The following is a 25,975-nucleotide window of genomic DNA, read 5'->3' as shown; positions in this document are numbered from 1 at the left end:
CTTCGAAGTTTTTTAAGAGAGTTGATATAATAGAAACAAATAATTAAAGGGGGCATTAAAATGAAGGCTATTATTTCATACGAAACACCTCTAGAACAAGCACACTTTACTGCAAAAAATAATGAAAAAGATATGTTTTATAAAGAAAATACAGAAGAATCTGTAGAAGGCTCTCTTCAGTATGACGTACTAGAAGCTGTTGGCGAATTTAAAGGACAACCTGGCTATATCGTTTGTAACAACATTTCTGTAACAGACGAAGGTCGCCCAGTATTTGAAAACCGATTCAAAAACCGCGCAGGCCTTATTGAAAACGAACCAGGGTTTCAAGCGATCCGCGTTCTACGCCCATTAAGTAACGATACATACGTCATCTTAACGATGTGGGAAACGGAGCAAAACTTTAAAGACTGGACAGAATCACGTTCATTCGAAAACGCTCATAAAAAACGCCCCACGCAAGCAGAAGGACAAGCTCCAGCTCATCCACATGCAGAACAGCAAAAAAGTATTTTCTCTCGTCCGTCATTTGTGACTACTTTTGATGTGTTAGTTTAAGGGGTTTTGTAGTTCGGAGTTGTCGGTACATGAAATTAATATCAGCGATTTTTCGAATATATCGGCGCAACTCGAAATATATCGGCGATTTTTCAGATATATCGGCGCAACTCGAAATATATCAGCGATTTTTGAAATATATCGGCGCAACTCGAAATATATCAGCGATTTTTCAGATATATCGACTTATCGACAAATCACGACACAAAAAAGGAAACACCCTCACGCACCGGTGTTTCCTTTTTCTTTATACCAATTATATATACGAATCGCGTCTTCTTTTCGCATATGCTTCACTTTATATACATGCCCCGCTACTGATACGACAGCTGTACATAGCTCGTCTTTCTTTTGAAAATGCGACTGACTGTATCCTACTGCTTGAACATGCCTTCTTCGCATGATCCCCGTATATTTCGCGATTCCTCGGTGCACCATGACTAACTGATTGTCTCGTATCATATATCCACCACTTTTATACCGGGCGTATGAGAGTAACGTAAATATGATGAATAGTGGTATTAACGTGAATAACACATTATTTTGTTTGAAATATATACTCGCACCGACGATCGGCAGCGCGAGCACCGCACTTGTAATCCAGCCCATTATTACGTAACGGCGTAATGCAGCCTTCGGTAAATGAACGATTTCCTCTTCCGTTTCATACGGTAACTGTAAATATGTAAGTAACTGCTGGACATCTTTCTTTTTCATAAAAGGATGTAACATCACTTCATTTCCAGCTGCTTCTATACTTTGAATGACCTCCACTTCGACAGAGCAATAACCGAAAGGCTGACGGAGAATTCCCTCTTTCACAGTAATCGCTTGAATGCGGTGTAATTTTAAAACGAACTCTTTCTTATCAAATAACCCTTGTACGATGCGAATTTCATTTGCTTTTCGCTCTATTTTAAAGTTCGCATATTTTAACGCATAACCAGCTGTTGAAATGATCCACGAAATCACCATTAAAATCGCGGCCATAACGATTAATTCATATACACCGTTATCCATCACATACGCTTCTACTTTATTGATGAGCCACTCTGGCAGAAATTGATTAAACTCTGTGTAAATAAGAAGTAATCCAGAAAACACTAATCCGAATCTACCAGATGTAATAGAGGCGAATAAAATTTCTTTCGCTGTTAACTGATAAATTGGCTTATTTTCTGCCGTGGCGGGCTCTTCTTCAGTCACAACACTTCTCTCTTTATGTAATAAAGAAATCAATTCCTTCGCTTCACTTTCTCTAATGCCAGCTAACATCACTTCCGGCTCAGTACCGCCGCCGGCTACTTCTATGTTTAGTTTCGTCAGTCCGAGCACTTGATAAATGATGTTAGAAGACGTACTAATATTTTGCACACGTTCTTTATTTAAGTAACTTTCCTTCTTAACGAACACACCGTGTTTAATATGTAAAATATTATTTTCAACCCAGTACACTTTGAAATACCATTTTATCGCTGAGAAAATTGCCATAATGAATAATATGCCCAAGAGAACGAGATGAAAGAAATACCAGGGTTTTACTTGGCCATCTGATTTAAATAAAACAAGAAAAATAAAAGGCAAGAAAGTCGCAATTCGAATACCTAACAATATCGTGATCGGATGTTGCCTCTTATACATCCTCATCACTCACTTTCGCAAGTTCCCCAATTTGTCTTTTCAGCTGCTCTGCTTCTTCTTTTGTTAAACCTGGAATACTATGAGAAGTTGCTGCTGTGGAAATATGTAATTCTGCTAAATTATACTTTCTCATAATCGGTCCTTGTTCAATCGTTACGTGCTGCACACGCATCATCGGAATGAGTACGCGTTTCACAACGAACATTCCCTTTTGTATCTCAATCTCTTCTTCATTTAATCTGTAACTATAATAACGTTGACGTAAATTTGGAAACACAAAATAATCAAGCGGGATAAATGTAATAGCGCCTGTTACTAACAAGCCAAACAACCAGCCCCACCAATTAAAATTGATCATAAAAAAGAAATATGCAATTACGACTGCTAGTATAACTGCCGCCCCAATTAAAGCGTGAACCCTCCACACTTTCAGCATATTAGAATGAATTTCCCTTTCTAATGGCTGCATCTCATCACTCCAATTATATGAATGTATTAATTATATATTAGTTGGTATATACATATTTGTAAAATTATAGTTTTTCACATCGTATCCATCATTTCTTTAAAATTCCCTTCATTAATCGCATACACTTGAAACTGAATGTAATCTATTTCATTCGTATTCGGACGAGCATATGGCAAAATGGTGAATTTAGAAGCTGATCTTCCTAACATATCTACAATCATTAAAGAAACGTCAATATATTCGAAGTCTACACGGAATACTACTTCTTCTCCCGTAAATTCATAATCTTTAATTGCATCATACGACTTATTCGCACTAATTAGCATTACTTTTAATAGTTGGTTTAAATTTTCTGGTTTAAAATTAATCATATACACAGCTCCTTTTTTTCAATAAAACACTATGAAAACAGTGTAATCTTATACTTTCATAGCTTTACACATCAAAGATATAAAAAATAAAGCTAGTTTTTTATAAATTTTTTGATATAATTACTTACGGGAAACGGGAAGATATTTATTTTCCCTTGTGTTTTTATTTGCATCTAGTACTTTTGCTAGATGCCTTTTTTTATGTAAAAAAAGGTACCCTCATATACTTTGAGGATACCTTTTCCATCAATTTAGTGCATTTCAACGATTGTACCATCTTCGAATACTTTAAATACACCAGTAAATCCTGGTCCACCTGCACCTTCTATTTTATATGTCGTATGCACTCTTATTTGATAATATTTCTTTCCATTCTCTACTTGCGTATTTTCTAGCGTGTAATCATAGTCTTCTTTATATTCATTTTTAATATATGCTTTCGCTTTCTCAAAAGTAAATGCATCTTGAGTCTTTCCTGTCTCTACTTTTTGATTCTTTTCTGTCTCAGTTTTGCCGTTCTTTTCTGTTACTACCTTCTGATTTTTTTCTGCCTCAGTTTTGCCGTTCTTTTCTGTTACTGCCTTTTGATTTTTTTCTACCTCAGTTTTTTCGTTCTTTTCTGCTGCTACCTTTTGATTTTTTTCTGCCTCAGTTTTTTGAGTCTTTTCTGTTGCTACCTTTTGATTCGTTACTACATTTGTTTTTTGTGCCTTCGCAGCTTCATTCTGTGCAGTTTTTTCTTCTTCATTCATTTTAGTAACTAACCCTACCGCTTTTTTATTATATTCTTCAAGGTTTTTGTTATCTTTTGTTTCTGCAACTAGCTTATTTAAGATCTCTTTCGCTTCTGCATAATTTTTCTTACTTATTAACTCTTCACTTTTCGTCAGTTGCTCACTATACTTCTTGTTTTGCTCTATGATGGCTAGTAATGCTGTGCGTTCTTCCTTTGCCTGTTTTACAAGCGTAGCATTTCCATTCTTCATGTTCTCTACTTTTTCAAATGACTTGATTGATTCTTCTATCTTTGTTTCTTCTTTTAACTTCACTGCTTCAATCATTACTTTCGTTTGTTCTACAAGCATCTTTGCATCTGAATCGTCTTTTTTCTCATCTAGCGCTTTTTCAAATGATGATAATGCATTTTTATATTCTTTATTCGTTAACGCGGTCTTCCCTTCATCCATTGCTTTGTCAAAATTTCCATTACTACACCCAGCTAACATTAAAAACGTAAGTCCAATTACCATTAATAACTTTTTCATTTTTTCTCCTCCTATATATCCCTAAAACGATAACAGCATATGTATAAAAGTCTGTGTAGTAATTAGACTGAAAATAAAGATGTACTTTGTGTGTGGGAAAGGAAGTACATTTCATTTACTATCATTACTTAAAACTCCTAAATAGTTGGTAGTTGGTTTTCTTCTTCTTTTAAAGACAGAAAGGAATTTTAATAATGTGCGTAAAGCTCTCACCAGGCTCTTTACTACACACACTCTTATACACATAGAAAAACTATTTTTAGGTTGCTATTTTTTTAGCTTTACATACTTTCGTAACATAAATAAAAACAAAAGAAAACAAACCGTAACATAAGTTACCGTTTGTAACTTTTCTGTAACACAAATGTAACATAAGATTTTTAAATATACAATAGTTTTTTTTACATTATTTTCCCCTATCTATATTTCAAGGTGTTAATACAGTGCTAAAACGAGTTTCATCTCCCACCTGCTATTGGACTATCATCCTTTGAACACTTTAGGAAAAAGCCCTCTTTCTTAAAGTACTCAAATTAATTACATAGATAACTCTTTTTTCACCCAAACATTACGAAGACCTTTAACCTTTTATTTTCACATTCAATATATGTTATTTTTGATATAACCATCTTAAGAAAATAGGACGATTTTTTTCTTCCTTTTTGTTTCTATTTGCATCGAGTTCTTTTGCTAAATGTTTTTTCATGCCAAATAAAAAAGGTATCCTCCAATACTTGGAGGATACCTTTTCATTTTTATTATCTCTGCTGTTTTCTACCTAATACGAGCAATCCAAAACTCATCATGATAAGAAGTGCTCCCATATATGGTTCCACAGGCATTTTCTGTCCTGTTTTCGGTAATTCTTTTTCAGGTTTCTCTGGATTCGTTGTTCCTGGTTTCTCTGGATCCGTTGTTTCTGGTTTTTCTGGATTCGTTGTTTCTGGTTTTTCTGGATCCGTTGTTTCTGGTTTTTCTGGATCCGTTGTTTCTGGTTTTTCTGGATCCGTTGTTTCTGGTTTTTCTGGACCTGGTGGTGCTAAAGAAGTCAATTTGTTTAATACTTGTAATTGAACTGGACTTATCATTCCTTTTGTAATTTCAAATGGAATTGGATTAGTTAATTTTTCATAACCCTTTGGTGCTTCTACTTCTACAAGTGTGTAGTGACCTACAGATAAATCTGAGACTTTCGCTTTTCCTTCTTTATCTGTTGTTACTTTCGTTACTACTTTGCCTTTTTCATCTTGCACTTCAAAGACTGCCCCTGATAATACATTCTTACTTTCAGCAGCCATTTTTGTAATTTCTACTGAACCTTTATCTAACTGCTCATTCTCTACTTTCAGTGATAAAACTTCTATCATACCTTTTTTGATTTCGAATGGTACTGGTTCTGTTAGTTTTTTGTAGCCTGGTAAATTCTCTACTTCTACTAATTTGTAACTTCCTACAGATAGATCTGAAATGTTTGCTTTTCCTTCTTTATCAGTTTTTACTTTTGTTACTACTTTGCCTGCTTCATCTTGCACTTCAAAAACTACGCCTGCTAATGCTTTCTGACTATCTTTATCTACTTTTGTAATTTCTACTGAACCTTTATCTACTAATTCGTTCTCTACTTTTAGTGATAAAACTTCTGTCATACCTTTTTTGATTTCGAATGATACTGGCTCTGTTAGTTTTTTGTAGCCTGGTAAATTTTCTACTTCTACTAATTTGTAACTCCCTACAGATAGGTCTGAAATGTTTGCTTTTCCTTCTTTATCTGTTGTCACTTTCGTTACTACTTTTCCTTTTTCATCTTGCACTTCAAAGACTACGCCTTCTAATGCTTTCTCACTGTCTTTATCTACTTTTGTAATTTCTACTGAACCTTTATCTAACTGTTCATTCTCTACTTTTAGTGATAAGACTTCTGTCATACCTTTTTTGATTTCGAATGATACTGATTCTGTTAGTTTTTTGTAACCTGGTAAGCTTTCCGTTTCTACTAATTTGTATTTTCCTACTGATAGATCTGAAACTTTCGCTTTCCCTTCTTTATCTGTAGTTACTTTCGTTACTACTTTTCCTTTTTCATCCTGCACTTCAAAGACTACGCCTTCTAATGCTTTCTGACTGTCTTTATCTACTTTTGTAATTTCTACTGAACCTTTATCTAACAGCTCGTTCTCTACTTTCAATGATAAAACTTTCGTCATACCTTTTTTGATTTCAAACGATACTGGTTCTGTTAATTGTTTGTAACCTGGTAAGCCTGCTTTTTCTACTAATTTGTACTTTCCTACAGATAAGTCTGAGACTTTCACTTTTCCTTCTTTATCTGTCGTTACTTCGGTTACCACTTTTCCCTGCTCATCTTGCACTTCGAAGACTACACCTGCTAATGCTTTTTGACTGTCTTTATCTACTTTTGTAATTTCTACTGAACCTTTATCTAACTGTTCATTTTCTACTTTTAGTGATAAAACCTCTGTCATACCTTTTTTGATTTCGAATGATACTGGCTCTGTTAGTTTTTTGTAGCCTGGTAAATTCTCTACTTCTACTAGTTTGTAACTTCCTACAGATAGATCTGAAATTTTCGCTTTTCCTTCTTTATCTGTTTTTACTTTCGTTACTACTTTTCCTGCTTCATCTTGGATTTCAAAGACTACGCCTTCTAATGCTTTCTGACTGTCTTTATCTACTTTTGTAATTTCTACTGAACCTTTATCTACTAATTCGTTCTCTACTTTTAGTGATAAAACTTCTGTCATACCTTTTTTAATTTCAAACGATACTGGTTTTGCTAGTTTTTTATATCCTGGTAAGCTTTCTACCTCTACTAGCTTATATTTCCCTACTGATAAATCTGAAACGTTTGCTTTTCCTTCTTTATCTGTCGTTACTTTCGTTACTACTTTATCTTTTTCGTCTTGCACTTCGAATGTTACGCCCGCTAATACTGCGCCATTTTCTTTGTCCACTTTTGTAATCTCTACTGAACCTTTATCTAACAGCTCGTTCTCTACTTTCAATGATAAAACTTTCGTCATACCTTTTTTGATTTCAAACGATACTGGTTCTGTTAATTGTTTGTAACCTGGTAAGCCTGCTTTTTCTACTAATTTGTACTTTCCTACAGATAAGTCTGAGACTTTCACTTTTCCTTCTTTATCTGTCGTTACTTCGGTTACCACTTTTCCCTGCTCATCTTGCACTTCAAAGACTACACCTGCTAATGCTTTTTGACTGTCTTTATCTACTTTTGTAATTTCTATGTTACCCTTGTCTAACATTTCATTTTCTACTGTTAAAACAAAAGATTTCGTCATACCTTTTTCAATTTGGAAAGTAATCGGATCTACTAATTGTTTATATCCTTTTGGTGCTTTTACTTCTACTAATTTGTATGTGCCAACTGATAAATTAGTAACTTGTGCCTGTCCTTTTTTATCCGTCGTTATTTTAGCGACTACTTGTCCTGCTTCATCTTGAATCTCAAATACTGCATCAGCTAAAACATCTTTATTTTCTTTGTCTACTTTTGTAATTTCTACATTTCCTGTATCCACTAATTCATTTTCGACAGTTAATTGTAGTGCTGTTATTCTACCCTTTTCAATTTCGAATGAAATTGGTTTTTCAAGTGGTTTGTATCCCGCTGGTGTCTCTACTTCCACCAACTCATACTTCCCAATGGATAAATCTGAAACATTTGCTTTTCCTTCTTTATCCGTTTTTACTTTTGCAACTACTTTTCCTTTTGAATCACGTACTTCAAATACAACATTTTCTAATGGTGCTTTACTATCTTTATCTATTTTTGTTATCTCGACATTCCCTGTATCCACCATTTCATTTTCTACTTTTAATGATAGGACTTCGGTCATGCCTTTTTTAATTTCAAATGATATTGGTTTTTCTAGCTTTTTATAACCAGGTAAACTTTCTACCTCTACTAAGTCATACTTTCCTACAGGTAAATCTGAAACATTTGCTTTTCCAGCTTTATCTGTCGTTACTTTTGTAACTTCATTACCCTTTTCATCTTGGACGATGAATGTTACTCCCGCTAACGGTGCTTTATTATCTTTATCTATCTTTGTTATCTCTATATTTCCCGTATCTACCATTTCATTTTCTATTTTTAATGATAAAATCTCGGTCATGCCTTTTGTAATTTCAAACGATACTGGATCTGTTAATTTTTTATAGCCTGGTAAACTTTCTTTCTCTACTAATTTGTACTTTCCTACTGATAGATCTGAGATTTTTGCTTTACCCTCTTTATCTGTTTTTACTTCCTTTACTACCGTTCCAGCTTCATCTTGCACTTCAAAGATTACGCCTTTTAATGCTTTTTGACTGTCTTTATCTACTTTTGTAATTTCTACTGAGCCTTTATCTAACTGCTCATTCTCTACTTTCAATGATAAGACTGTCGTCATACCTTTTTTAATTTCAAATGATACTGGATCTGTTAGCTTTTTGTAACCTGGTAAGCTTTTCGTCTCTACTAATTTGTATTTTCCTATTGATAAATCAGAGATTTTTGCTTTACCATCTTTGTCTGTTTTTACTTCTGTTACTACTTTACCGTTTTCATCTTGCACTTCGAAGACTACGCCTTCTAATACTTTTTGACTATCTTTATCTACTTTTGTAATTTCTACTGAACCTTTATCTAACAGTTCGTTCTCTACTTTCAATGATAAAACTTTTGTCATACCTTTTTTGATTTCGAACGATACTGGTTCTGTGAGCTTTTTATAACCTGGTAAGCTTTTCGTCTCTACTAATTTGTACTTTCCTACTGATAGATCTGAAACGTTTGCTTTTCCATCTTTATCTGTTACTACTTTTCTTACTACTCCATCTTTCTCATCTTGGACTTCAAATTCGACACCCGCTAATACTGCACCGCTTTCTTTGTCCACTTTTGTAATTTCTACATTACCTTTGTCTACCATTGCATTTTCTACTGTTATTGGGAATATGCCGTCCCCTGTTATATTTACTTCGAACTCTTTTTCTTTTAATTGGTATCCTTCAGGAGCTTTCGTTTCTTTTAAAATATATTTTCCTAGTGCTAACGGTTTAGAAATTGCCTTACCATCTTTATCTGTAACAATATGTTCGACTACTACACCGTCTTTTACTATGTCAAACTCTGCATTTGCTAATGGCTTTTCACCATTTTCTGAATCAATTTTCTTTAATTCAATTTGACCCTTTTGTATAGTATTTTTAATTTCAATTGTTTTTGTTTCTCCAGCTTGAAGTGTAACCTCTACTGGTTCTTTTAATTTTTGATATCCTTCTGGTGCTACTATTTCATAAACTTTATACGTCCCAGGAGCTAAAGTTTGAGGTACTGAAAAACCTTTTTCGTCCGTTTTCAGTTTTGCAACAACTTCATTTGCACTATTTCGAACTTCAAATTCGGCACCTTTTAACCCTTTGTTCGAATTCTCAGCATCTATTTTATGAATCGACACTGTACCTTCTTTTGGAGCTTCAGGCGGCGTAACAGTTACTTCTTTCGATGTTAATGTTTTATCATCAAAATGTAATTCTGCCTTATTAGGAATCTTCTTATCCACGTAAGAAGATAAGTCTGCATTAGCTTTAATTTTCGCCTTAATGTTAAGGTTAATTACCTGGTCTTCATATGACTTATAGTCAAAATTCTCACCAAACGTAAATGTTACTTCACTTCTTTGTTTATCTATATTTAACGTTCCTTTAGAAGTAATATCTTGGCCATTTTGATCATACACTTTTGCCTCTAATACTTCTAAAACATCTTCTAAATCATCACTAATTACCATTGACGTATAATTAAGCGGATCTTTCGGTATATGTGTACCAACTTGGTATTGAATAGCTTGATCCATTTGTATTAACTGCTCATTCTCTACAAGCTTGCCATTCTCATCAACTATATTTTTTTCAATACTAGGTGGATTATCGTCACCTGAACCGGTTCCCCCTCCACCACTTACGAATACTTGTCCTACTTTTTCTTCAGTTTTAATATTTTTACCTTCTAATTTCACAGTATTTTTATGCGGCTTTGCAGCAGGATTAGTAATCTTTGTTTTATATCTTAAAATATAACCTTTTGAACTGTCTGGAAATTCAATTGTAAATCCAGCCTTTGTTGCATTTATTTTAATGTTAGATAAATCTGCTGGCTTAATATTTGTTGGTGCATAACCATCTTCAAATACAGCCTCTTCTAATACTACGCTGTCTGTAATTAACTCATGCCCAGGTCCTAATGTATCTGTTAATTTAAGATCTTGCATTTCTGTTCCAGTTGCATTTACATATACAAGCCAATCAGCAATGGACGGATCTTCTTGATTATAAGAACCCCATTTCAATAAATTATCTGTATTGGGCTGTGGCTTCGGTCTCTCTGTCGTATTACTTACATTTACTTCTTTATTGACGATTTGACCATCAACGTTAAATTCTAATGGAATTTCTTTAACACCATCATATGCTTCTAGACCAAAGTAGAATTCTACGAATAAAGAACCTTTAATGTTATTCTTTCCTTCTACGTAATCACCCATAGTACACGTTAATAGACCCTTTTTCATCTCACATGTACCAACTGTTTTTCCTTCAGCATCTTTTAAAGGAAAACTCATATTCATAAGGTCTTTTCGAAACTCTTTTGGCATATCAATTGTGAATTGATCTCCACTTTTTATTTTTTCTTTAGCTGACCACTTCACTTCTACTTTCATGCCATCTGAGGCTTGATACGGTTCAGATGTCGTGCCATCAGTACGGGAAATATTAATTTCGTCCACTGGACTTTTCATCACAGCGGCTTGAATCACTGGAGCCCACACATTTAGCACTGAAAATAATACTAGAAAAACTAATGAAACCATTGAAATATGCCTTTTATTACTTTTCATTTGCATAATTTCCTCCTATTTTTTATATTTATATAACAAAAAAAGACCGTCCGGTTGCATCAAAAATGTGCAACCAGACGATCTTAGTAACCAATATGTATTACCGTAGACTCTAAGCTTTGCGGCCTATCCTTTCGAATAGTGTGCTAAAAATATCTTTTATTCTTTTTTTGTTTCATTTTCCTCTTAAACCAAATATTACTATACCGTCTGGACGGTTATAATTCAACACTTTATAAATTGTTCTATTTTTCTAACAAAAAAAATAATTCACCATTTCATTAAATAAGCAATGGTGAATTATTTTAAATTATATAGTTTGTATATCCTATTTATATGAATTACTAATAAGAGCTTGAATCACTTTTTCTCTTAATTCAGGGCTTAGTCTTCCAACCCCTAAATATTCCGAATACCATAATCCATCTGCTGCTAATCGAATAATTGTGGCACAAACCGAATCTATCTCATCATTTTCTATTTTATGTTGCAGTTGCTGAAATGATTTTTGTAACGGTTCAAGTAATTCAGGTTTTAACATTAATGCTGCCATCATACTACTACCTAGCTCTTCTACTCTTCTCTCATTACTTAATCTTTCCTCTACAAAAGAACGTACCCATTTTCCTTTCTTCTCTAAGTCTTCTGCTGCTTTATTATAGATAGCGTCTTGATACTCCTCCGTCCCTTTGAGTATCATCCCCTCTATTAAAGCTTCTTTAGTTGAATAGTGATACAACAATCCACCTTTACTTATCCCCGCCTCTTTTGCTACTGCTTCTAAGGTTAACTTAGCAACCCCTTTACATTGCACAATTTGAGAAGCGGCTGCTAAAATCTTTTGCCGTGTTATACTTATACTCATTCCTTTTTAAAACCCCATTTCTACTAAATTTATATAAATACGTATCTTATTTTTAATATTGCTGAGTAATAATAAATATTTTCTTTATACAACAAAAGCCTCATCGCCTTTGAATTATTCGTTGCTTCTTCTATTAAAAATTTCCATATCATTCAATATGATAACATTAAATGCTCAAAGTTGACTATACATCTATACTTTTATATTCATTGAAAATATATCCATAAACACGAAATGCATACAAATTGATTATCCTTATATATCTAATCTATAATTTAAAGAGGTTTATATTTTCATAAAAATAAAGTGAAATTTTATAAGGATGATTCCGTTGAAAAAATTTTCTATTAGTTATTTAATATGCTTACTAGTTTTCTCCATCACTGTGAATGTTTTACAGTATGCACAAACTCCAAATTATGCGGATTCATGGGGACCGATTTGGATATCTATTATTATGTTTTCAATTCTTGGAAGCATTCCTGTTCTTATCGGTTGTTTATTAGGTGAATTTTGTTATAGAAAAATAAAAGGAAGTCACGAATTAAAAATCGGGATTCCTTTATTTATAGTGTTAGGTATTTCCTACAATCATTTATTCTTTATGTGGTTTAACAACAGAGATTTTCTATCCTTTACTTTAGAAGCTTTTCTGGATACTGGCCTTCCTATTACTGTATCATCTGTACTGTTTTATCTTGTCAGACGGCGTTAATTCTTTATTCACTACAAAAAAATGTTATTACTCCTGTTACATCGAGTAATAACATTTTTATTTAAATCTATTTAACAAACTTGCTTCCAACTAGCATCCTTCATACCTTCACTAGTCGGCTTTCTAACTGATTTCACTAAACATTCCTCGCAAGCACCAAATGCAATGAAGTTTTTCTGTGCTTGTCTTCCGCAAAAGACGAGCCATTCTATTTAATCCTCACTTAATTCCTTCTTATACCAACCCTGCATTCTCTCCGCATCTTCTACTCGCGTATGCTCTAATTTATAATCCGATGATGCGTTAGAGAATTTATACGTACATAAATTTGCACGGCGCTGGAAGTATGATTGTGTTTTTTCCATTGATTGGACGTGCCTTCTTCTAACAAGCCCTGTATATTTGCCGACGCTGCGATATACAAGCGTAATTTGCTCTCCGTTTACACTGTAACCATTTGTTTTAAATGTTGCGTATCCAAGTGTAAAGATGAGAATCGCGAGTGGAATTAATGCCCACATGATGAAGTGCTTTTCAGAGTATATACTTATTCCAATAAGCGGGATTGCTAGCATTGCGAAGAATATAAAACTATCAATTAAGTAACGACGCAATGCCGATTTTGGTAATGAAATAATGTTTGTATTCAGTTCGTATGGTAATTGTAAATGTGCGAGTAACTGTTGTACGCGATCTTTTCGAATGATAGGATGCAGTGTAACTTTTTCTTTCTCGTCACCCAGTCCTTTACTTTGAATCACCTCTACTTGTACAACGCAATAACCGAATGGCTGACGTAAAATACTTTCTTTTATCGTAATACCTTGAATACGGTGCAATTTTAGGACGAGTTCTTTTTTCTCAAGTAATCCTTGCGAAATGCGGACTTCGTCATTCCTTCGATTCACCGTGAAATCTCCATGTTTTAGCGCATAACCGATTGTCGATATAATCCACGAAAGGACAATCAAAATGGCTACCATGAAAATCAAGCCATATATATCATGTTCCATTACATACGACTTGACGCCATTCTCTATCCATTTCGGAATGTACTCATCTACTTGATGATACACGAAAAAGATTAATGAGAATAATAGTCCAAACTGACCAGATGTAACAGACGCTAGTAAAATTTCTTTCCAAGTTAATTTATATTCTGTCGCTTGTTTTTCTTCTGTAATGATTTCTTTTTCTACTACCTCTTCTGATGTTTCTTCTACTTTCACTTCTGAAGTTGGCTCATTTAGCATGGCAATAAGCTCTTTTGCTTCTTCTACTGTAATACCAGCTAAGCTAACTTCTGCATCGTCGCCTCCACCAGCTGTTTCAATTTGAATTTTCTTTAAGCCAAGCATTTGATATAACACGTTAGAACTTGTATTAATCGTTTGCACACGTTCTTTATTTAAGTAGCTCTCCTTCTTCACAAAGAGCCCTTGTTTTACATGTAATACGTTATTTTCAACCCAGTATGTTGTGTAATACCATTTTTCAAATGCTGAAAAGACGGTGAGTAAACCGAATGCAGCGGGAATTAAATACCAAAACGGAAATTTTCCGTTTAAGCTAAACATGAAAATAATGAGTGGGATAAAGTCTGTTATTTTTAATTCTAATAACATCGTGATTGGATGCTGCCTCTTATACATCCTCATCACTCACTTTCGCTAATTCTGCGATTTTTGTTTTCAACATTTCTGCTTCATACATCGTTAAACCTGGGATGCTGTGGGAAGTTGCCGCTGTTGAAATGTGCAATTCTGCTAATCCATATTTTCTCATAATCGGACCCTGTTCAATCGTAACGTGCTGTACACGAATCATCGGTACTAATACGCGCTTTACGACGAAAAGACCGTGCTGAATTTCAAGCTCTTCTTCATTTAATTGATAACTGTAATAACGTTGACGTAGTTTCGGGAATAAGAAGTACGAAAACGGTGCGAACACAACTGTTAGCCCAATCATCACATACAAAATCCACGCCCACCAATCAAACTTTATCATGAGGAAAAGGTAAGCTAAAATGACGAGAATACCGATTCCTTCTTCCATTACAGCCCGAACTTTCCACACCTTGACCATGTCAGGGTGGATTTCATTTTTCAATGGATCCATGTAACCACTCCAAATCTAGTAATCTAATATACGAATACTCTCAATCTATATTTTACATAACTTTACATAAAATTGAAATTTTATTATTTATCCTCTTTTTTCTCCGGAATAAAATATCCGAACCAAAGTAACCAAATGAAACCTATTAGTTTTATCCAACTTCCATCCGTTTGAAAAGCCTCTATCATACCTGGAATTTTATAAATCCCAATGAATCCAAGAAAACCGAGCCACCAGTTTTTTTGCATTTTCACTTCTATTCCTCCTTCATAACGTTTTTCACATTTCGAATCCAAATTTCTTTATACTTTAACTCGAATCCCATTAACATGTAATTACTCATATTATCGATCACGAGCGCTAACGTATGAGCATTTTCTTCCGTTGTCTGTTGTGACACAACGTCAAGTTCCACACCTTTCTTCAATAAATCGTGGAAACCATTTAAGAAATCTTCTTGTATTTCAAATAAGCGTTTCTGATACTTTTCATTTCGCGATGCAGTTACGATGAATTCATTTATAACGCGTAATATTCCTTCTTGGCCTTCATACTCAGAAAGCATATGTAAACCATCTGAAATTAACTTTTCTGCAAAATTTTCTTTCGTATATTGTTCTTTATTGAAATAACTCACGAAATGATACCCAGAAAAAATTTCTTCAAATAAAAAATCGACTAACGCTTCTTTAGAAGAAAAATGATAATAAATAGCCGGTTTTGAAATACCTACCTCTTTCGCAATCATGGAAAGGCTCATCTTCTCAATGCCGTGCTCTGCCATGAGTTTAAATGATGCCTCGACAATGTTTTGCGATGTTTGTAAATTCTTTGTCATACTGTACCTCACTTATTTTTACTTACCGGTCGGTAAGTAAATTATAAAATAACACGAAATGATTTGCAAGTTAGTGCTTAAGAAGGGATTTATTGGTAAACGCAGAAAGTATAAAGTAAAAGCAACATATAACAATAAGGAGGATATTCCTATGGGACTTGGCGGTAAAGGTGGTAGTGGTGGCACTGGCGGCGGTGAAGCCGGACAAGATGGTAAGAGTGGATTTCCATTCATCGTTGTACTCTTCGTCGTATTGATTATTGCCGGAGTTAGTTATATCGGCTTTAACTTCTAAAGAAGCATCCTAAATCACACATTTAGGATGCTTTCTTTTTAATTTCTATTTAGTAGTCTAGTAGTCGCATACGATAACAATTCATCGTCACTTCTCCGAGTCTTTGCAGTAGTTGATAGTTCGCATAGGCGCCGACTGGGGCACCGATTATTGGTACGAGCTGAAGCATTTTAGCTAAATCGATATAGTCTCGGTACTCTGTTTGGAACTTTTCCCAGTCCATATGATTTTCTTCTTCTGTATCCCACGTTTCGATTGCTTTCCATATTTCTTTTCGGTGGTCGTCACTTGAAAAGGCGAGCTGGAAAACGTGAAGGATAAAAAGGCGCTCTTCTTTGTCGCTCGTATCAAATCCGTACAACGTTGCTGCATCAAATAAAAATTTAATTTTAATGCCAAGTAAAAGCGGAAAGTCAGCAAGGCCAAGGAGAATACCGCCTGCTCCCGTCCCTGCTCCTTCTGCTGCTGCTATTTTTTTGTACTCATCCATTTTTTTACGTACTTCGTCGTCTCGCCTTTGCAATGACCAGTTCGTCTCTTTTAATTTCGGCTTTATAAAGTTTGATCCAGCACTAATCGTTTGCACCATCATCCGAATCGTTTCCGTTAATACTTTTTGCACTTTCGCCGGAATAAGCTGTTGTACTTTCGTCTGCACTTTCTTTGAGAACCGTGTCATCATAGAAGAATCTTTCATGAATGTAGCTTTCCACTGCTCCAATTCTTTTATAACCTTCTCTTCGTATGTAATCATAGGTTCATTCCCTTCAATTTAAACGCTCAATACGTTTCGCCCCGTATTGATAAACGAAACCGATACTAAATATTATGCTTACGACTAATAAAATTCCCGTCATCATGAAATCTTTCGTCGCAAGGGCAAATATAACTGTAAATACAACGCTGCCAGTAAGAAGAATTGCATTTAATAAAGTAAGAAAATCTTTCTTCTTCTCTTCTCCCCCGACTGGATACAAATCAAGCCAAATCTTCATGCGGTGATGCTTCCATAAAGTTAATAACTGATAACCGATTAAATATAGGAAGATAAAGCTTACAATAAATCGTCCATATAAAAACGGAATGAAGTAAAGAATAATTCCGCCAAGAGCAAGCAGACGCACATATAAACCGAAATAGTTACCAGATCGTAGAAACGTTCTCGTATATAAGTATAAATAGGTACGCTTTTCACCAATCATCGAGAGAATGAAATCGAGCCATTTTCTCCGTGCTACTCTTTCTTTTAATGCTGGTACATCAACGAACATATTCGCGATGCGATACAACAGCATCATCTTCTTACCTTCTTCAGAAATTAAATACTCCCAGTTTAGCGGCTTTCCCTTCACCATTTGATGCAGTACTACGAGGTATAACACCATGAGAAGGACGATTCCGCCAATAAACATAACGGAAGTACGCTCTACAAGGAAGTACACAAATAAGCCGTTTAAAATAAAACGAATGAACCAATCAGCTCTTTGTATATTTTGGTCTGTTAAAAATGACTTTTCCCACGCGACGAATAAGTTCCACGCCTTTACAATGACAAACGCGAGTACAATCCATATGTAAGCCGCTCCTGTTTGCTTCATTTGCTGGAAGTATAACGGGGCAAGCGCTGCCGCTACGATTGCGATTATGTATAACTGAATCATAAACGTAAAAAGAAATGCCTTTGTGAAGTATGGTTTTAACTTTTGTTCAACTGGCAGTAAATAAACAAGATCCGCTTCTTTTAATAACGTTTGAATGGATCCGGCCGTTAATACAAGTCCAAGCAACACGGCCATAACGAGCGCCGCTGGAAACGAAGGTGTTAACGTTTGTAACCATTGCTGGTAATAGTACGCTCCTGCGCCGATGATGAATACGAAAATAAATTTTAAATGGTCATTAAATACGTATTTACTATATGTACGAACTTCTTTTAGAAAGTGACGAAATCGTTCTTTCCATAATGCTGTGCTATTCATAATCTTCTTCCTTCGTTAATGCAATATAAATATCATCTAACGTTGCACCAGGCATATTAAACTGTGATTGCAGTTCAGATAATGTTCCCTTCGCTCTTACTTCACCTTGATGCAAAATAATGAACGAATCACAATAACGCTCTGCCGTCGCTAAAATATGTGTACTCATTAAAATGCCCGCGCCGCTCTTTTTCATTTGATCCATCATTTGAAGGAGTGATTGGATTGCTAACGGATCAAGCCCAACGAAAGGTTCGTCCACAATGTAAAGAGATGGCTCCACTAAAAAAGCACTCATAATCATTACTTTTTGTTTCATCCCTTTTGAGAAATGAGACGGAAACCATTTTAAACGATTTTTCATGCGAAATTCTTGTAATAGTTGTCCTACACGTTCTTCATATTGTTTTTCATCGACACCGTACGCCATCGCTGTTAACTTCAAATGTTCTTCTAGCGTTAGCTCATCATATAATACTGGTGTTTCTGGGATGAACGAAAAACTAGAACGGTACGCTGTCATATCGTCACGAATTGTTTTCCCATTAATTGTGACAGTTCCTTTTTTCGGTTCCATTAAACCGATAATATGTTTAATCGTCGTACTTTTACCCGCTCCATTTAAACCGATTAAGCCGACAAGTTCACCTTTATTAACAGAGAACGAAACATCTTTCAGTACAGGTCGTTTCGTATATCCTCCTGTAACATTTTCTACACGCAATAACTCGCTCATACGACACCACTTTCTTCATTTATATTCGTTCTATATCCATCTTACCAAAAATTACGCTGTACTACATAGTATCGATGCGTTCAAAAAAAATTTAAATTTGTTCGCATATATTTTTATGAAAGCGGACATCATAATTAGTGAAGAAGGAACACATTGAAAAAGCAACCACCTATTGATGAGTACAACAACATAGTGAAGTCATCATGAAATGGGGTGTCCATGTTGGACAAAGAAATTTACACATAACCAGATTATTTGTTTCATTTTAGAAACGGGGTGTCTCCGAAAGAGCATATACTGTTTTAAAAAATAAACAATTTCCCTTTATAAAGATTGCAATTCATTTCACTTGAAAATGGGGTGTCTGCGGCAGAAACTTTAGCCGATTTACCGTGCATTTCTTAAATAAATGAGGTGTCTGCGAAACGTAAATTACGATAATGCTTTTTCAATCCCTCTTCAGAAAACAGGAAGCTGAGTCAGCTTCCTGTTTTTCGTGTTTGTTCTCTTATGTAATTATGGTAAAATACGGCTAAGGCTACTTGAAAGGATGAGATCAATGAATCATACAGCGGACAATTGTATTTTTTGTAAAATTATTGACGGGCAAATCCCTTGCTCAAAAGTATACGAAGATGAACATGTGCTTGCATTTTTAGATATTAGTCAAGTAACAAAAGGACATACCCTTGTTATTCCAAAAGTTCACAAACAAGACATTTTTGCGTTAACGCCAGAAATCGCATCACACATTTTTTCTGTCGTTCCGAAAATCGCAAATGCGATTAAAGCAGAGTTTAATCCAGTTGGCTTTAACCTACTTAACAATAACGGTGAAAAAGCTGGACAAACTGTGTTCCACTTCCACCTTCATTTAATTCCACGCTACGGTGAAAACGATGGTTTCGGTGCTGTTTGGAAATCACATCAAAATGAATACACAATGGAAAATTTACAAAACATCGCAAGTACAATTGCAAATAGTGTGAAATAGTGACACTATAATAAGAAGTAATACATAACAAGCCACTTTCCTATAGTGATTAAATATTGCACGGCTTGTTTCTTCACTCAAGATGCTAGGGAATGTGCACCGCACACTTTTCTTTCCCTTGTCTTAAAGATATGCATATTTTTTCACATCATGAATACGAACAAAAAATAAGGAGGTCTCCTTTTATGTCAAAAGCTAAATCCTTTATTACAGGTGTCATTTGCGGCGGAGCAGTTGCTGGAATAGCCGTTCTTTTCTCTACTCCTTCTTCTGGCAAAGCTATGCGCGGCAAGTTAAAAGAAAAAGGAAATGATATTAAAAAGACTTTAGCTGATATTACAGCTGATACAAAATTATTAAAACGCCAAATTGTTGAAACTGCTTCAGAAGGTAAAGAAGTGTTTCAAGAATTAAAAGACGATATGCACGATACGATTTCGAATTGGAAGCAAGATATTTCTCAAAACAAACGACATATTGAGCAAGAAATTTTGGACATTCAAAAATCAATTGAGAAACTACAAGAAGCTGTTCCAGAAAAAGCGTAAACAAATTCCTGCTTAGTTTTTTGCATATAACAAATATTTTTTATATAAATTGACCTTAACACGGCATATCACACAGATATGCCGTGTTTTTATGCATTTACAATATATGTTATCACTTAACATGTATGGACAACGCATGTCTTCGCGACTCATAAAACGCTTCCATAGTTATGCATGATTTGTATAGAATGTCATTTTTCCAAAAAATTTTCACAATTCTCACAAAAAGACTTTATTAATTTTTATTTTACTGGCATAATAGATAGTAATGAAAAAGAATGTTAAAGTGGGTGAGTAAATGAAAAGTGGAGAAAAAGATTACTCGGTAAAAGAAGCGATGATTTTCAGCCAACGCATTGCTCAATTATCGAAAGCGTTATGGAAATGTGTAGAGAAAGATTGGCAGATGTGGATTAAGCCTTATGATTTAAATATTAATGAGCATCATATTTTAACAATCGCTTATCATTTAAAAGGGGCTTCTATTTCTGAGATTGCTAAGTTTGGAGTTATGCACGTATCAACGGCGTTTAACTTCTCGAAAAAGCTGGAGGAACGCGGCTATCTTGTATTCTCGAAAAAAGAAGATGACAAACGAAATACGTACATTGAGATTACAGACAAAGGGGAAGAATTACTACTTCGCTTAATGGAGGAGTATGATCCTGAAAATAATTCAGTGTTTAATGGGGCTCTTGCACTTCGTAATTTTTATGGGAAGTTCCCAGAAAATATCGAACTGATTGCTATCTTGCGTAACATTTACGGACAAGACTTCATCGATATTTTTGAGAAATCATTAGAAGATATTGAAGAGAACTTTACGGAATCCGATCAGAAGTTAGTTAAGAAGTAATCTATTTATTTTTTCGCAATCATGCTTAAGAATTCATTCATAAGCGGCTTAAATAAACCTTGTTTTGCTAGCGCTTCCGCAGTTTCGTGTACTTCGAGCTGATGTGGAAGCGCTTTTTCAAATTGATCTAACAGCGCATCGAACAAAAGAAGCCCTTCTGCCTTCTCCACTACATATTGCTCGTTCAGTATTTCACAAAGATGTAGTATACGTTCAATATCTTTTTTACGAGCTTTTTTCTTTATGATCAAAGAATAAAATGGACACTTTTCTTCATCAATCATTTTAAATAGTAGGTCTACGTAGTATTCAGCTTGTTCTAATCTTCTAACAACGTCCATTTTCTCCCTCTCTTTCTAACACAAAGTCTTCTATTTCTGAATTTTATAACACGAACAAAATATCGTATGATACAATATATAAAGTATATGTATTTTAGCCAAAAGGAGGTCTCGCCTCATGACACTTATAACAGTTGTTTTTGTCACATTCGCACTTCTTGTTATATTTTACACGAATTTCATGACACATACACTGTGTGAACGAAAACAAATAGCTGCGAGCCGCCAACCCGGTGTCTTTCGGGTTATTAATGTATGTATAACAATTTTATTAATTTCTAGTTATATAGAAATTATATTTCATGGAAAGTGAGGAAGGAAGCCCCTTCCTCACTTTTTTCCTCTATAAGCAAATTATACCTACTATAACCAATAAAATAAACAGTACAAGTAATAAAATAAGTTGAGAATTCATCCCCATCCCCTCCTCTTTTCTGTATATGCGGCATGCGCCCAATATGGAACACCTTCAAAATCTGACACACACTGGTTAATTTTTCTTTATCAATATGAAATCGAGTCGAAATATGATATATTAAATTTTGTACATATTGCTTATACTATGAAATAAATGACACGCATCTTAACTTTATCCTAAAGCCTCGGTAAGCCCTGTTAAGCGCGCTTTACCAATATACAAAGCAAAAGTATCAGTGAGACTTAATCGGGCTCTTATGAACTAAAATTCATTGGGTAGGATAAATTAAAAATACATAATAGTAGGAGTGTTTATCGAATGAAGAAAGCTATGCTTGCCTTAGCCGCAACAAGTGTAATCGCATTATCAGCATGTGGAACATCATCATCAGACAAAATCGTTACATCTAAAGCTGGTGACATTACAAAAGACGAATTCTACGAGCAAATGAAGACACAAGCTGGTAAACAAGTACTAAACAACATGGTTATGGAAAAAGTACTTATTAAAAACTACAAAGTTGAAGACAAAGAAGTAGACAAAAAGTACGATGAAATGAAAAAACAATACGGTGATCAATTCGATACACTATTAAAACAACAAGGTATTAAAGAAGAAACTTTAAAAACTGGTGTGCGTGCTCAATTAGCTCAAGAAAAAGCTATCGAGAAAACAATCACTGATAAAGAATTAAAAGATAACTACAAGCCTGAAATTAAAGCAAGCCACATTCTTGTAAAAGATGAAGCAACTGCTAAAAAAGTTAAAGAAGAACTTGGACAAGGTAAATCTTTCGAAGAGTTAGCAAAACAATACTCTGAAGATACTGGTTCAAAAGAAAAAGGTGGAGACTTAGGATTCTTCGGCGCTGGTAAAATGGTTAAAGAATTCGAAGATGCTGCTTATAAACTGAAAAAAGATGAAGTAAGCGAGCCTGTGAAATCACAATTCGGTTACCACATCATTAAAGTAACAGACATTAAAGAACCAGAAAAATCATTCGAACAATCTAAAGCTGACATCAAAAAAGAAATCGTTCAGAAGAAAGCACAAGACGGCGAATTCATGAATGAACTTATGATGAAAGAAATCAAAAAAGCTGACGTAAAAGTTGACGATAAAGATTTAAAAGATCTTTTCGAAGAGAAAAAAGCTGACGCTAAGAAAGACGAAAAGAAATAATGAATTGAAAAAAGCTTGGGCTTCGGCCTGAGCTTTTTTGTATACCCTCTTCTCTCGGTAGAAATGAAATTATATAGTTGGTCCTCCGAATAAATTATATCGGCGATTTTTCAAATATATCGACCGTAACTCCAATTATATCGGCGATTTTCGAAATATATCGGCGCAATTTCGATTATATCAGCGATTTTCAAAATATATCGACTTACCGACAAAAAACGACAACAAGCGTGTCTCCCTCTACAAACACAAGAAAACCTTGATCCACGTAACATGGAACCAAGGTTTATCTTATTATCATTGATTAAATGAAAAAACTATGTTAAATTAGTACAGAAACACGTTTTCTAAAATACAAAGAACGTATTTATCCGTATCTTAATTGTACACCAAAACACATCTTCAGTCAACTTCTATTTTTCACTTTTAAAGGAGTGCTACCGTATGAACAAAAAACTTGATCAAGAGCAAAAACGATTGGATACCGTAATCGAAACGATTACGCAGCAAATTGATAAACTGGAAAACGAAACTGGCAGACGCCGGGCAGAAGTAATCAATATTCGTAAACACTTTTGGGATGACGTGAAAGTGAATACTGATACTTTCGATGATTATCTTGAAACAGTTATCAACTTGAGACAACAAGCTCAGTCACTAGCTGTCACACAAATTACCCATAAGCACACCTTTAATCGACTTGCCGCATTAAGACGTATGCATAAAGCACCTTACTTTGGACGAATTGATTTCAAAGAAGAAGGAGAATCTACTGCGGATCAAATTTATATCGGCGTCGCTACACTTACTGATGCAAGCGGCGAAAACTTTCTTATATATGACTGGCGCGCACCTATTTCGAGTGTGTACTACGATTATCCACCAGGACCTGCTGAATACAGTACACCAGGCGGCGTAATCCACGGTAATGTGGAGAAAAAATTACAATATATTATTCAAAATGGCGAGATTGATTCTATGTTCGATACGAGCCTTACAATTGGTGACGAAATCTTGCAACAAGCGCTCGGAAAAGGCACGAATAAACATATGCAAAGTATCGTTGCTACGATTCAGCGCGAGCAAAATGAAATTATTCGTCACGATGAAGGCCGACTCCTTATCGTGCAAGGAGCTGCTGGTAGTGGTAAAACGTCAGCTGCATTGCAACGAATCGCCTACTTACTATATAAATATCGCGAATGGCTAAAAGCGGATCAAATTATTCTCTTCTCCCCTAACTCTATGTTCAATAGCTACGTTTCTAACGTACTACCTGAACTCGGCGAAGAAAATATGCAGCAAGTGACATTCCAAGAATATTTAAACCATAGATTAAGTAAGTCATTTGATGTTGAAGATCCTTATGAACAATTAGAATATATGTTAACTGAAACGAATAGCCCTATCTGTAAAACGAGAAATGCGAGCATTCGCTTTAAAGCATCTACTCAATTTTTCGAAATGATTAGAGCGTACAGACAATCCCTTGAATCTTCAGGCATGCTATTTAGAGGAATGAAGTTTAGAGGAAAGTTAATTGTTTCTGCTAAAGAAATTACAGAGCAATTTTACAATACCGACTCCTCCCTTCGCTTCCATAATCGGATTGAAAAGTTAACGGATTGGCTAAATAAACAAATAGATGAAATTGAAAAAACAGAACTAAAAAAGCCTTGGGTAGAAGAGGAAATTGAATTACTGAGTAAAGATGAATATCAAAAGGCTTATAAATATTTACAGAAAAAAGGCGAGTTTGACGACAACTCCTTCCATGATTTTGAGAAAGAAACGAAAGTACTCGGACGTATGATTGTCCGTAAAAAATTGAAGCCACTTCGTAAAGGCGTTCAAACATTACGTTTCATTAATTTCACAGGCATATATAAACAGCTCTTCACAGATGCATCATGGGTTACTGGAGAAAAGCAGAAAGAATGGGATGACATTTGCTCATTAACAGTAAACATGCTCGATGAAGGAAAGCTATATTACGAGGATGCCACGCCATTTTTACTTTTAAAAGAGTTAATCGAAGGCTTCCAAACGAATAGATCGATTAAACACGTACTCGTAGACGAAGCACAAGATTATTCACCGTTTCAATTTGAGTTTTTAAAACGTCTCTTCCCTGCTGCAAGAATGACTGTACTCGGAGACTTTAACCAAGCGATATTTGCTCATGCGAGTGAAGCAGTGAATTTCAACACACTTACTAGCTTATACGGACCAGACGAAACAAATGGCATCAACTTAACTCGTAGCTATCGCTCAACAAAACCAATCATTGAATTTACACGCACTCTCGTACCGGAGGGCAAGAACATTCACGCCTTTGAACGTGATGGTGAGAAACCTACAGTGACGAAAGTATCGAATGCCAACGAACTGCACGAACACATTACTGCCAAAGTGGCGGAACTACAAAAAGAGCAACACAATACGATCGCAATTATATGTAAATCTGCAGCTGAAAGCGCCGCTGCCTACGAAGCACTTCGTCATATCGACAATATTAAACTTGTGAAAAGTAACTCAGCCGAGTATGAGCAAGGCATCGTCGTGATCCCTGCTTACTTAGCGAAAGGTATCGAATTTGATGCTGTTATTATTTACGATGCTTCTAAAGATGTGTACAGCGACGAGAGCGTTCGTAGATTGTTCTACACTGCTTGTACGCGCGCAATGCATGAACTGCAACTTTATAGCGTTGGCGAAGTTAGTCCTTTTATACTTGGGGCTGATTCGGAGAGTTTTGAGCTTATAATGAAAACACCTTGATGATGGAAGTGAACCCCGAAAACGGGACACATATTAAAACACCTCCCGAATTCGCATACTAAGTATGCAAATTCAA

The 25,975-nt window shown here is 35.1% G+C and carries 24 protein-coding genes, 1 pseudogene and 1 riboswitch; of the genes and pseudogenes, 9 read left to right on the top strand and 16 right to left on the bottom strand.

Annotated features, from left to right (window positions below):
- Positions 1 to 60: 60 nt before the first annotated feature.
- Entirely contained in the window at positions 61 to 558 is a 498-nt protein-coding gene (hmoB, locus tag AC3WVA_RS09485) for a heme-degrading monooxygenase HmoB (protein WP_098344801.1), read from the top strand.
- A gap of 222 nt (positions 559 to 780) precedes the next feature.
- Here hmoB and AC3WVA_RS09480 read toward each other — a convergent pair whose 3' ends face one another.
- The 6 genes from AC3WVA_RS09480 to AC3WVA_RS09455 all read right to left on the bottom strand — a co-directional run bounded on the left by AC3WVA_RS09480 (position 781) and on the right by AC3WVA_RS09455 (position 12,095).
- Positions 781 to 2,199: a PH domain-containing protein gene (locus tag AC3WVA_RS09480; protein WP_492321878.1), complete on the bottom strand. Its 1,419-nt coding sequence runs from the start codon at positions 2,197 to 2,199 to the stop codon at positions 781 to 783.
- Positions 2,192 to 2,668 (bottom strand): PH domain-containing protein, encoded by a 477-nt coding sequence (locus AC3WVA_RS09475; RefSeq protein WP_144613376.1) that lies wholly within the window; start codon positions 2,666 to 2,668, stop codon positions 2,192 to 2,194. Before AC3WVA_RS09475 ends, AC3WVA_RS09480 begins: the two co-directional genes overlap by 8 nt.
- A 74-nt stretch (positions 2,669 to 2,742) precedes the next feature.
- Entirely contained in the window at positions 2,743 to 3,039 is a 297-nt protein-coding gene (locus AC3WVA_RS09470; RefSeq protein ID WP_060489221.1) for a hypothetical protein, read from the bottom strand.
- Positions 3,040 to 3,290: 251 nt separating this feature from the next.
- Positions 3,291 to 4,304, bottom strand: coding sequence for a hypothetical protein (locus AC3WVA_RS09465; protein ID WP_492321877.1), 1,014 nt, complete (start codon positions 4,302 to 4,304; stop codon positions 3,291 to 3,293).
- Positions 4,305 to 5,062: 758 nt separating this feature from the next.
- Positions 5,063 to 11,236 carry a SpaA isopeptide-forming pilin-related protein gene (locus tag AC3WVA_RS09460; protein ID WP_492321876.1) on the bottom strand — a complete coding sequence of 2,058 codons (6,174 nt, stop codon included), beginning with the start codon at positions 11,234 to 11,236 and terminating at the stop codon, positions 5,063 to 5,065.
- A 59-nt stretch (positions 11,237 to 11,295) separates the two neighbouring features.
- Positions 11,296 to 11,388: riboswitch (cyclic di-GMP riboswitch) on the bottom strand.
- A 170-nt stretch (positions 11,389 to 11,558) separates the two neighbouring features.
- A complete protein-coding gene (locus AC3WVA_RS09455; RefSeq protein WP_088314730.1) occupies positions 11,559 to 12,095 on the bottom strand; it encodes a TetR/AcrR family transcriptional regulator in 537 nt (178 codons plus the stop codon).
- A gap of 331 nt (positions 12,096 to 12,426) precedes the next feature.
- On the opposite strand from AC3WVA_RS09455, the gene AC3WVA_RS09450 reads away from it, so the two are divergent.
- The gene (locus AC3WVA_RS09450) at positions 12,427 to 12,810 is read left to right on the top strand and encodes a hypothetical protein (RefSeq protein WP_098520052.1); all 384 of its coding nucleotides are present in this window, start codon (positions 12,427 to 12,429) and stop codon (positions 12,808 to 12,810) included.
- Positions 12,811 to 12,881: 71 nt separating this feature from the next.
- Here AC3WVA_RS09450 and AC3WVA_RS09445 read toward each other — a convergent pair.
- From AC3WVA_RS09445 to AC3WVA_RS09425, 5 genes and pseudogenes are all read right to left on the bottom strand, one after another.
- Positions 12,882 to 12,998 (bottom strand): annotated as a pseudogene (locus tag AC3WVA_RS09445) (CPCC family cysteine-rich protein); the annotation flags it as partial.
- A gap of 24 nt (positions 12,999 to 13,022) precedes the next feature.
- Complete coding sequence (locus AC3WVA_RS09440; RefSeq protein WP_098347363.1) at positions 13,023 to 14,462, bottom strand: PH domain-containing protein; 1,440 nt, start codon at positions 14,460 to 14,462, stop codon at positions 13,023 to 13,025.
- The gene (locus AC3WVA_RS09435; RefSeq protein WP_063546728.1) at positions 14,455 to 14,931 is read right to left on the bottom strand and encodes a PH domain-containing protein; all 477 of its coding nucleotides are present in this window, start codon (positions 14,929 to 14,931) and stop codon (positions 14,455 to 14,457) included. The genes AC3WVA_RS09440 and AC3WVA_RS09435 overlap by 8 nt, the downstream gene beginning before the upstream one ends.
- Before the next feature lie 83 nt (positions 14,932 to 15,014).
- Positions 15,015 to 15,185, bottom strand: a complete 171-nt coding sequence (locus AC3WVA_RS09430; RefSeq protein WP_180235626.1) for a hypothetical protein — start codon at positions 15,183 to 15,185, stop codon at positions 15,015 to 15,017.
- Positions 15,186 to 15,187: 2 nt separating this feature from the next.
- The gene (locus tag AC3WVA_RS09425; protein ID WP_071758352.1) at positions 15,188 to 15,769 is read right to left on the bottom strand and encodes a TetR/AcrR family transcriptional regulator; all 582 of its coding nucleotides are present in this window, start codon (positions 15,767 to 15,769) and stop codon (positions 15,188 to 15,190) included.
- Between the two features lie 151 nt (positions 15,770 to 15,920).
- Here AC3WVA_RS09425 and AC3WVA_RS09420 point away from each other — a divergent pair, with 151 nt between their 5' ends.
- Positions 15,921 to 16,064 carry a YjcZ family sporulation protein gene (locus tag AC3WVA_RS09420; protein ID WP_083588306.1) on the top strand — a complete coding sequence of 48 codons (144 nt, stop codon included), beginning with the start codon at positions 15,921 to 15,923 and terminating at the stop codon, positions 16,062 to 16,064.
- Between the two features lie 49 nt (positions 16,065 to 16,113).
- Here AC3WVA_RS09420 and ecsC read toward each other — a convergent pair whose 3' ends face one another.
- Genes ecsC through ecsA form a run of 3 tightly spaced genes read right to left on the bottom strand, consistent with a single transcriptional unit; the run spans position 16,114 to position 18,779 of the window.
- A complete protein-coding gene (gene ecsC, locus AC3WVA_RS09415; protein ID WP_098880676.1) occupies positions 16,114 to 16,818 on the bottom strand; it encodes an ecs operon protein EcsC in 705 nt (234 codons plus the stop codon).
- 13 nt (positions 16,819 to 16,831) lie between these two features.
- Positions 16,832 to 18,043, bottom strand: coding sequence for an ABC transporter permease EcsB (gene ecsB, locus AC3WVA_RS09410; protein ID WP_048526550.1), 1,212 nt, complete (start codon positions 18,041 to 18,043; stop codon positions 16,832 to 16,834).
- Positions 18,036 to 18,779 (bottom strand): ABC transporter ATP-binding protein EcsA, encoded by a 744-nt coding sequence (ecsA, locus tag AC3WVA_RS09405; protein WP_001292603.1) that lies wholly within the window; start codon positions 18,777 to 18,779, stop codon positions 18,036 to 18,038. The genes ecsB and ecsA overlap by 8 nt, the downstream gene beginning before the upstream one ends.
- 559 nt (positions 18,780 to 19,338) lie before the next feature.
- On the opposite strand from ecsA, the gene AC3WVA_RS09400 reads away from it, so the two are divergent.
- From AC3WVA_RS09400 to AC3WVA_RS09390, 3 genes are all read left to right on the top strand, one after another.
- Positions 19,339 to 19,773 (top strand): HIT family protein, encoded by a 435-nt coding sequence (locus AC3WVA_RS09400; RefSeq protein ID WP_001016840.1) that lies wholly within the window; start codon positions 19,339 to 19,341, stop codon positions 19,771 to 19,773.
- A gap of 185 nt (positions 19,774 to 19,958) precedes the next feature.
- Positions 19,959 to 20,321 carry a YtxH domain-containing protein gene (locus AC3WVA_RS09395; protein WP_048526549.1) on the top strand — a complete coding sequence of 121 codons (363 nt, stop codon included), beginning with the start codon at positions 19,959 to 19,961 and terminating at the stop codon, positions 20,319 to 20,321.
- Positions 20,322 to 20,619: 298 nt separating this feature from the next.
- Positions 20,620 to 21,177 (top strand): HTH-type transcriptional regulator Hpr, encoded by a 558-nt coding sequence (locus AC3WVA_RS09390; RefSeq protein WP_000834918.1) that lies wholly within the window; start codon positions 20,620 to 20,622, stop codon positions 21,175 to 21,177.
- 5 nt (positions 21,178 to 21,182) lie between these two features.
- Here the strand turns inward: AC3WVA_RS09390 and AC3WVA_RS09385 are convergent, their stop codons facing one another.
- The gene (locus AC3WVA_RS09385; RefSeq protein WP_000383646.1) at positions 21,183 to 21,518 is read right to left on the bottom strand and encodes a DUF1878 family protein; all 336 of its coding nucleotides are present in this window, start codon (positions 21,516 to 21,518) and stop codon (positions 21,183 to 21,185) included.
- Between the two features lie 118 nt (positions 21,519 to 21,636).
- On the opposite strand from AC3WVA_RS09385, the gene AC3WVA_RS09380 reads away from it, so the two are divergent.
- Complete coding sequence (locus tag AC3WVA_RS09380) at positions 21,637 to 21,831, top strand: hypothetical protein (protein ID WP_098880677.1); 195 nt, start codon at positions 21,637 to 21,639, stop codon at positions 21,829 to 21,831.
- Positions 21,832 to 21,861: 30 nt separating this feature from the next.
- Here the strand turns inward: AC3WVA_RS09380 and AC3WVA_RS09375 are convergent, their stop codons facing one another.
- Positions 21,862 to 21,975 (bottom strand): hypothetical protein, encoded by a 114-nt coding sequence (locus AC3WVA_RS09375; RefSeq protein ID WP_002007073.1) that lies wholly within the window; start codon positions 21,973 to 21,975, stop codon positions 21,862 to 21,864.
- Between the two features lie 279 nt (positions 21,976 to 22,254).
- Between AC3WVA_RS09375 and prsA the strand changes: the two genes are divergently transcribed.
- Entirely contained in the window at positions 22,255 to 23,118 is an 864-nt protein-coding gene (gene prsA, locus AC3WVA_RS09370) for a peptidylprolyl isomerase PrsA (RefSeq protein ID WP_098347361.1), read from the top strand.
- Positions 23,119 to 23,562: 444 nt separating this feature from the next.
- Entirely contained in the window at positions 23,563 to 25,899 is a 2,337-nt protein-coding gene (gene helD / locus AC3WVA_RS09365) for an RNA polymerase recycling motor HelD (RefSeq protein ID WP_492321875.1), read from the top strand.
- Positions 25,900 to 25,975: the final 76 nt, after the last annotated feature.

Source organism: Bacillus sp. EB106-04-02-XG92 (genome assembly GCF_058791995.1).
The sequence above is the reverse complement of the archived record's forward strand: the minus strand, read 5'-3'. Positions and strand labels throughout refer to the sequence as shown.

Bases quoted from the DNA above. Each gene is read 5' to 3' on its own strand.
- ecsB (WP_048526550.1), bottom strand. From the start codon at position 18,043: ATGAATAGCACAGCATTATGGAAAGAACGATTTCGTCACTTTCTAAAA.
- AC3WVA_RS09390 (WP_000834918.1), top strand. From the start codon at position 20,620: ATGAAAAGTGGAGAAAAAGATTACTCGGTAAAAGAAGCGATGATTTTC.
- AC3WVA_RS09420 (WP_083588306.1), top strand. From the start codon at position 15,921: ATGGGACTTGGCGGTAAAGGTGGTAGTGGTGGCACTGGCGGCGGTGAA.
- AC3WVA_RS09400 (WP_001016840.1), top strand. From the start codon at position 19,339: ATGAATCATACAGCGGACAATTGTATTTTTTGTAAAATTATTGACGGG.
- prsA (WP_098347361.1), top strand. From the start codon at position 22,255: ATGAAGAAAGCTATGCTTGCCTTAGCCGCAACAAGTGTAATCGCATTA.
- AC3WVA_RS09380 (WP_098880677.1), top strand. From the start codon at position 21,637: ATGACACTTATAACAGTTGTTTTTGTCACATTCGCACTTCTTGTTATA.
- AC3WVA_RS09470 (WP_060489221.1), bottom strand. From the start codon at position 3,039: ATGATTAATTTTAAACCAGAAAATTTAAACCAACTATTAAAAGTAATG.
- AC3WVA_RS09460 (WP_492321876.1), bottom strand. From the start codon at position 11,236: ATGCAAATGAAAAGTAATAAAAGGCATATTTCAATGGTTTCATTAGTT.
- ecsC (WP_098880676.1), bottom strand. From the start codon at position 16,818: ATGATTACATACGAAGAGAAGGTTATAAAAGAATTGGAGCAGTGGAAA.
- AC3WVA_RS09465 (WP_492321877.1), bottom strand. From the start codon at position 4,304: ATGAAAAAGTTATTAATGGTAATTGGACTTACGTTTTTAATGTTAGCT.
- hmoB (WP_098344801.1), top strand. From the start codon at position 61: ATGAAGGCTATTATTTCATACGAAACACCTCTAGAACAAGCACACTTT.
- AC3WVA_RS09440 (WP_098347363.1), bottom strand. From the start codon at position 14,462: ATGTATAAGAGGCAGCATCCAATCACGATGTTATTAGAATTAAAAATA.
- ecsA (WP_001292603.1), bottom strand. From the start codon at position 18,779: ATGAGCGAGTTATTGCGTGTAGAAAATGTTACAGGAGGATATACGAAA.
- AC3WVA_RS09475 (WP_144613376.1), bottom strand. From the start codon at position 2,668: ATGCAGCCATTAGAAAGGGAAATTCATTCTAATATGCTGAAAGTGTGG.
- AC3WVA_RS09455 (WP_088314730.1), bottom strand. From the start codon at position 12,095: ATGAGTATAAGTATAACACGGCAAAAGATTTTAGCAGCCGCTTCTCAA.
- AC3WVA_RS09480 (WP_492321878.1), bottom strand. From the start codon at position 2,199: ATGTATAAGAGGCAACATCCGATCACGATATTGTTAGGTATTCGAATT.
- AC3WVA_RS09385 (WP_000383646.1), bottom strand. From the start codon at position 21,518: ATGGACGTTGTTAGAAGATTAGAACAAGCTGAATACTACGTAGACCTA.
- AC3WVA_RS09395 (WP_048526549.1), top strand. From the start codon at position 19,959: ATGTCAAAAGCTAAATCCTTTATTACAGGTGTCATTTGCGGCGGAGCA.
- AC3WVA_RS09425 (WP_071758352.1), bottom strand. From the start codon at position 15,769: ATGACAAAGAATTTACAAACATCGCAAAACATTGTCGAGGCATCATTT.
- helD (WP_492321875.1), top strand. From the start codon at position 23,563: ATGAACAAAAAACTTGATCAAGAGCAAAAACGATTGGATACCGTAATC.
- AC3WVA_RS09435 (WP_063546728.1), bottom strand. From the start codon at position 14,931: ATGGATCCATTGAAAAATGAAATCCACCCTGACATGGTCAAGGTGTGG.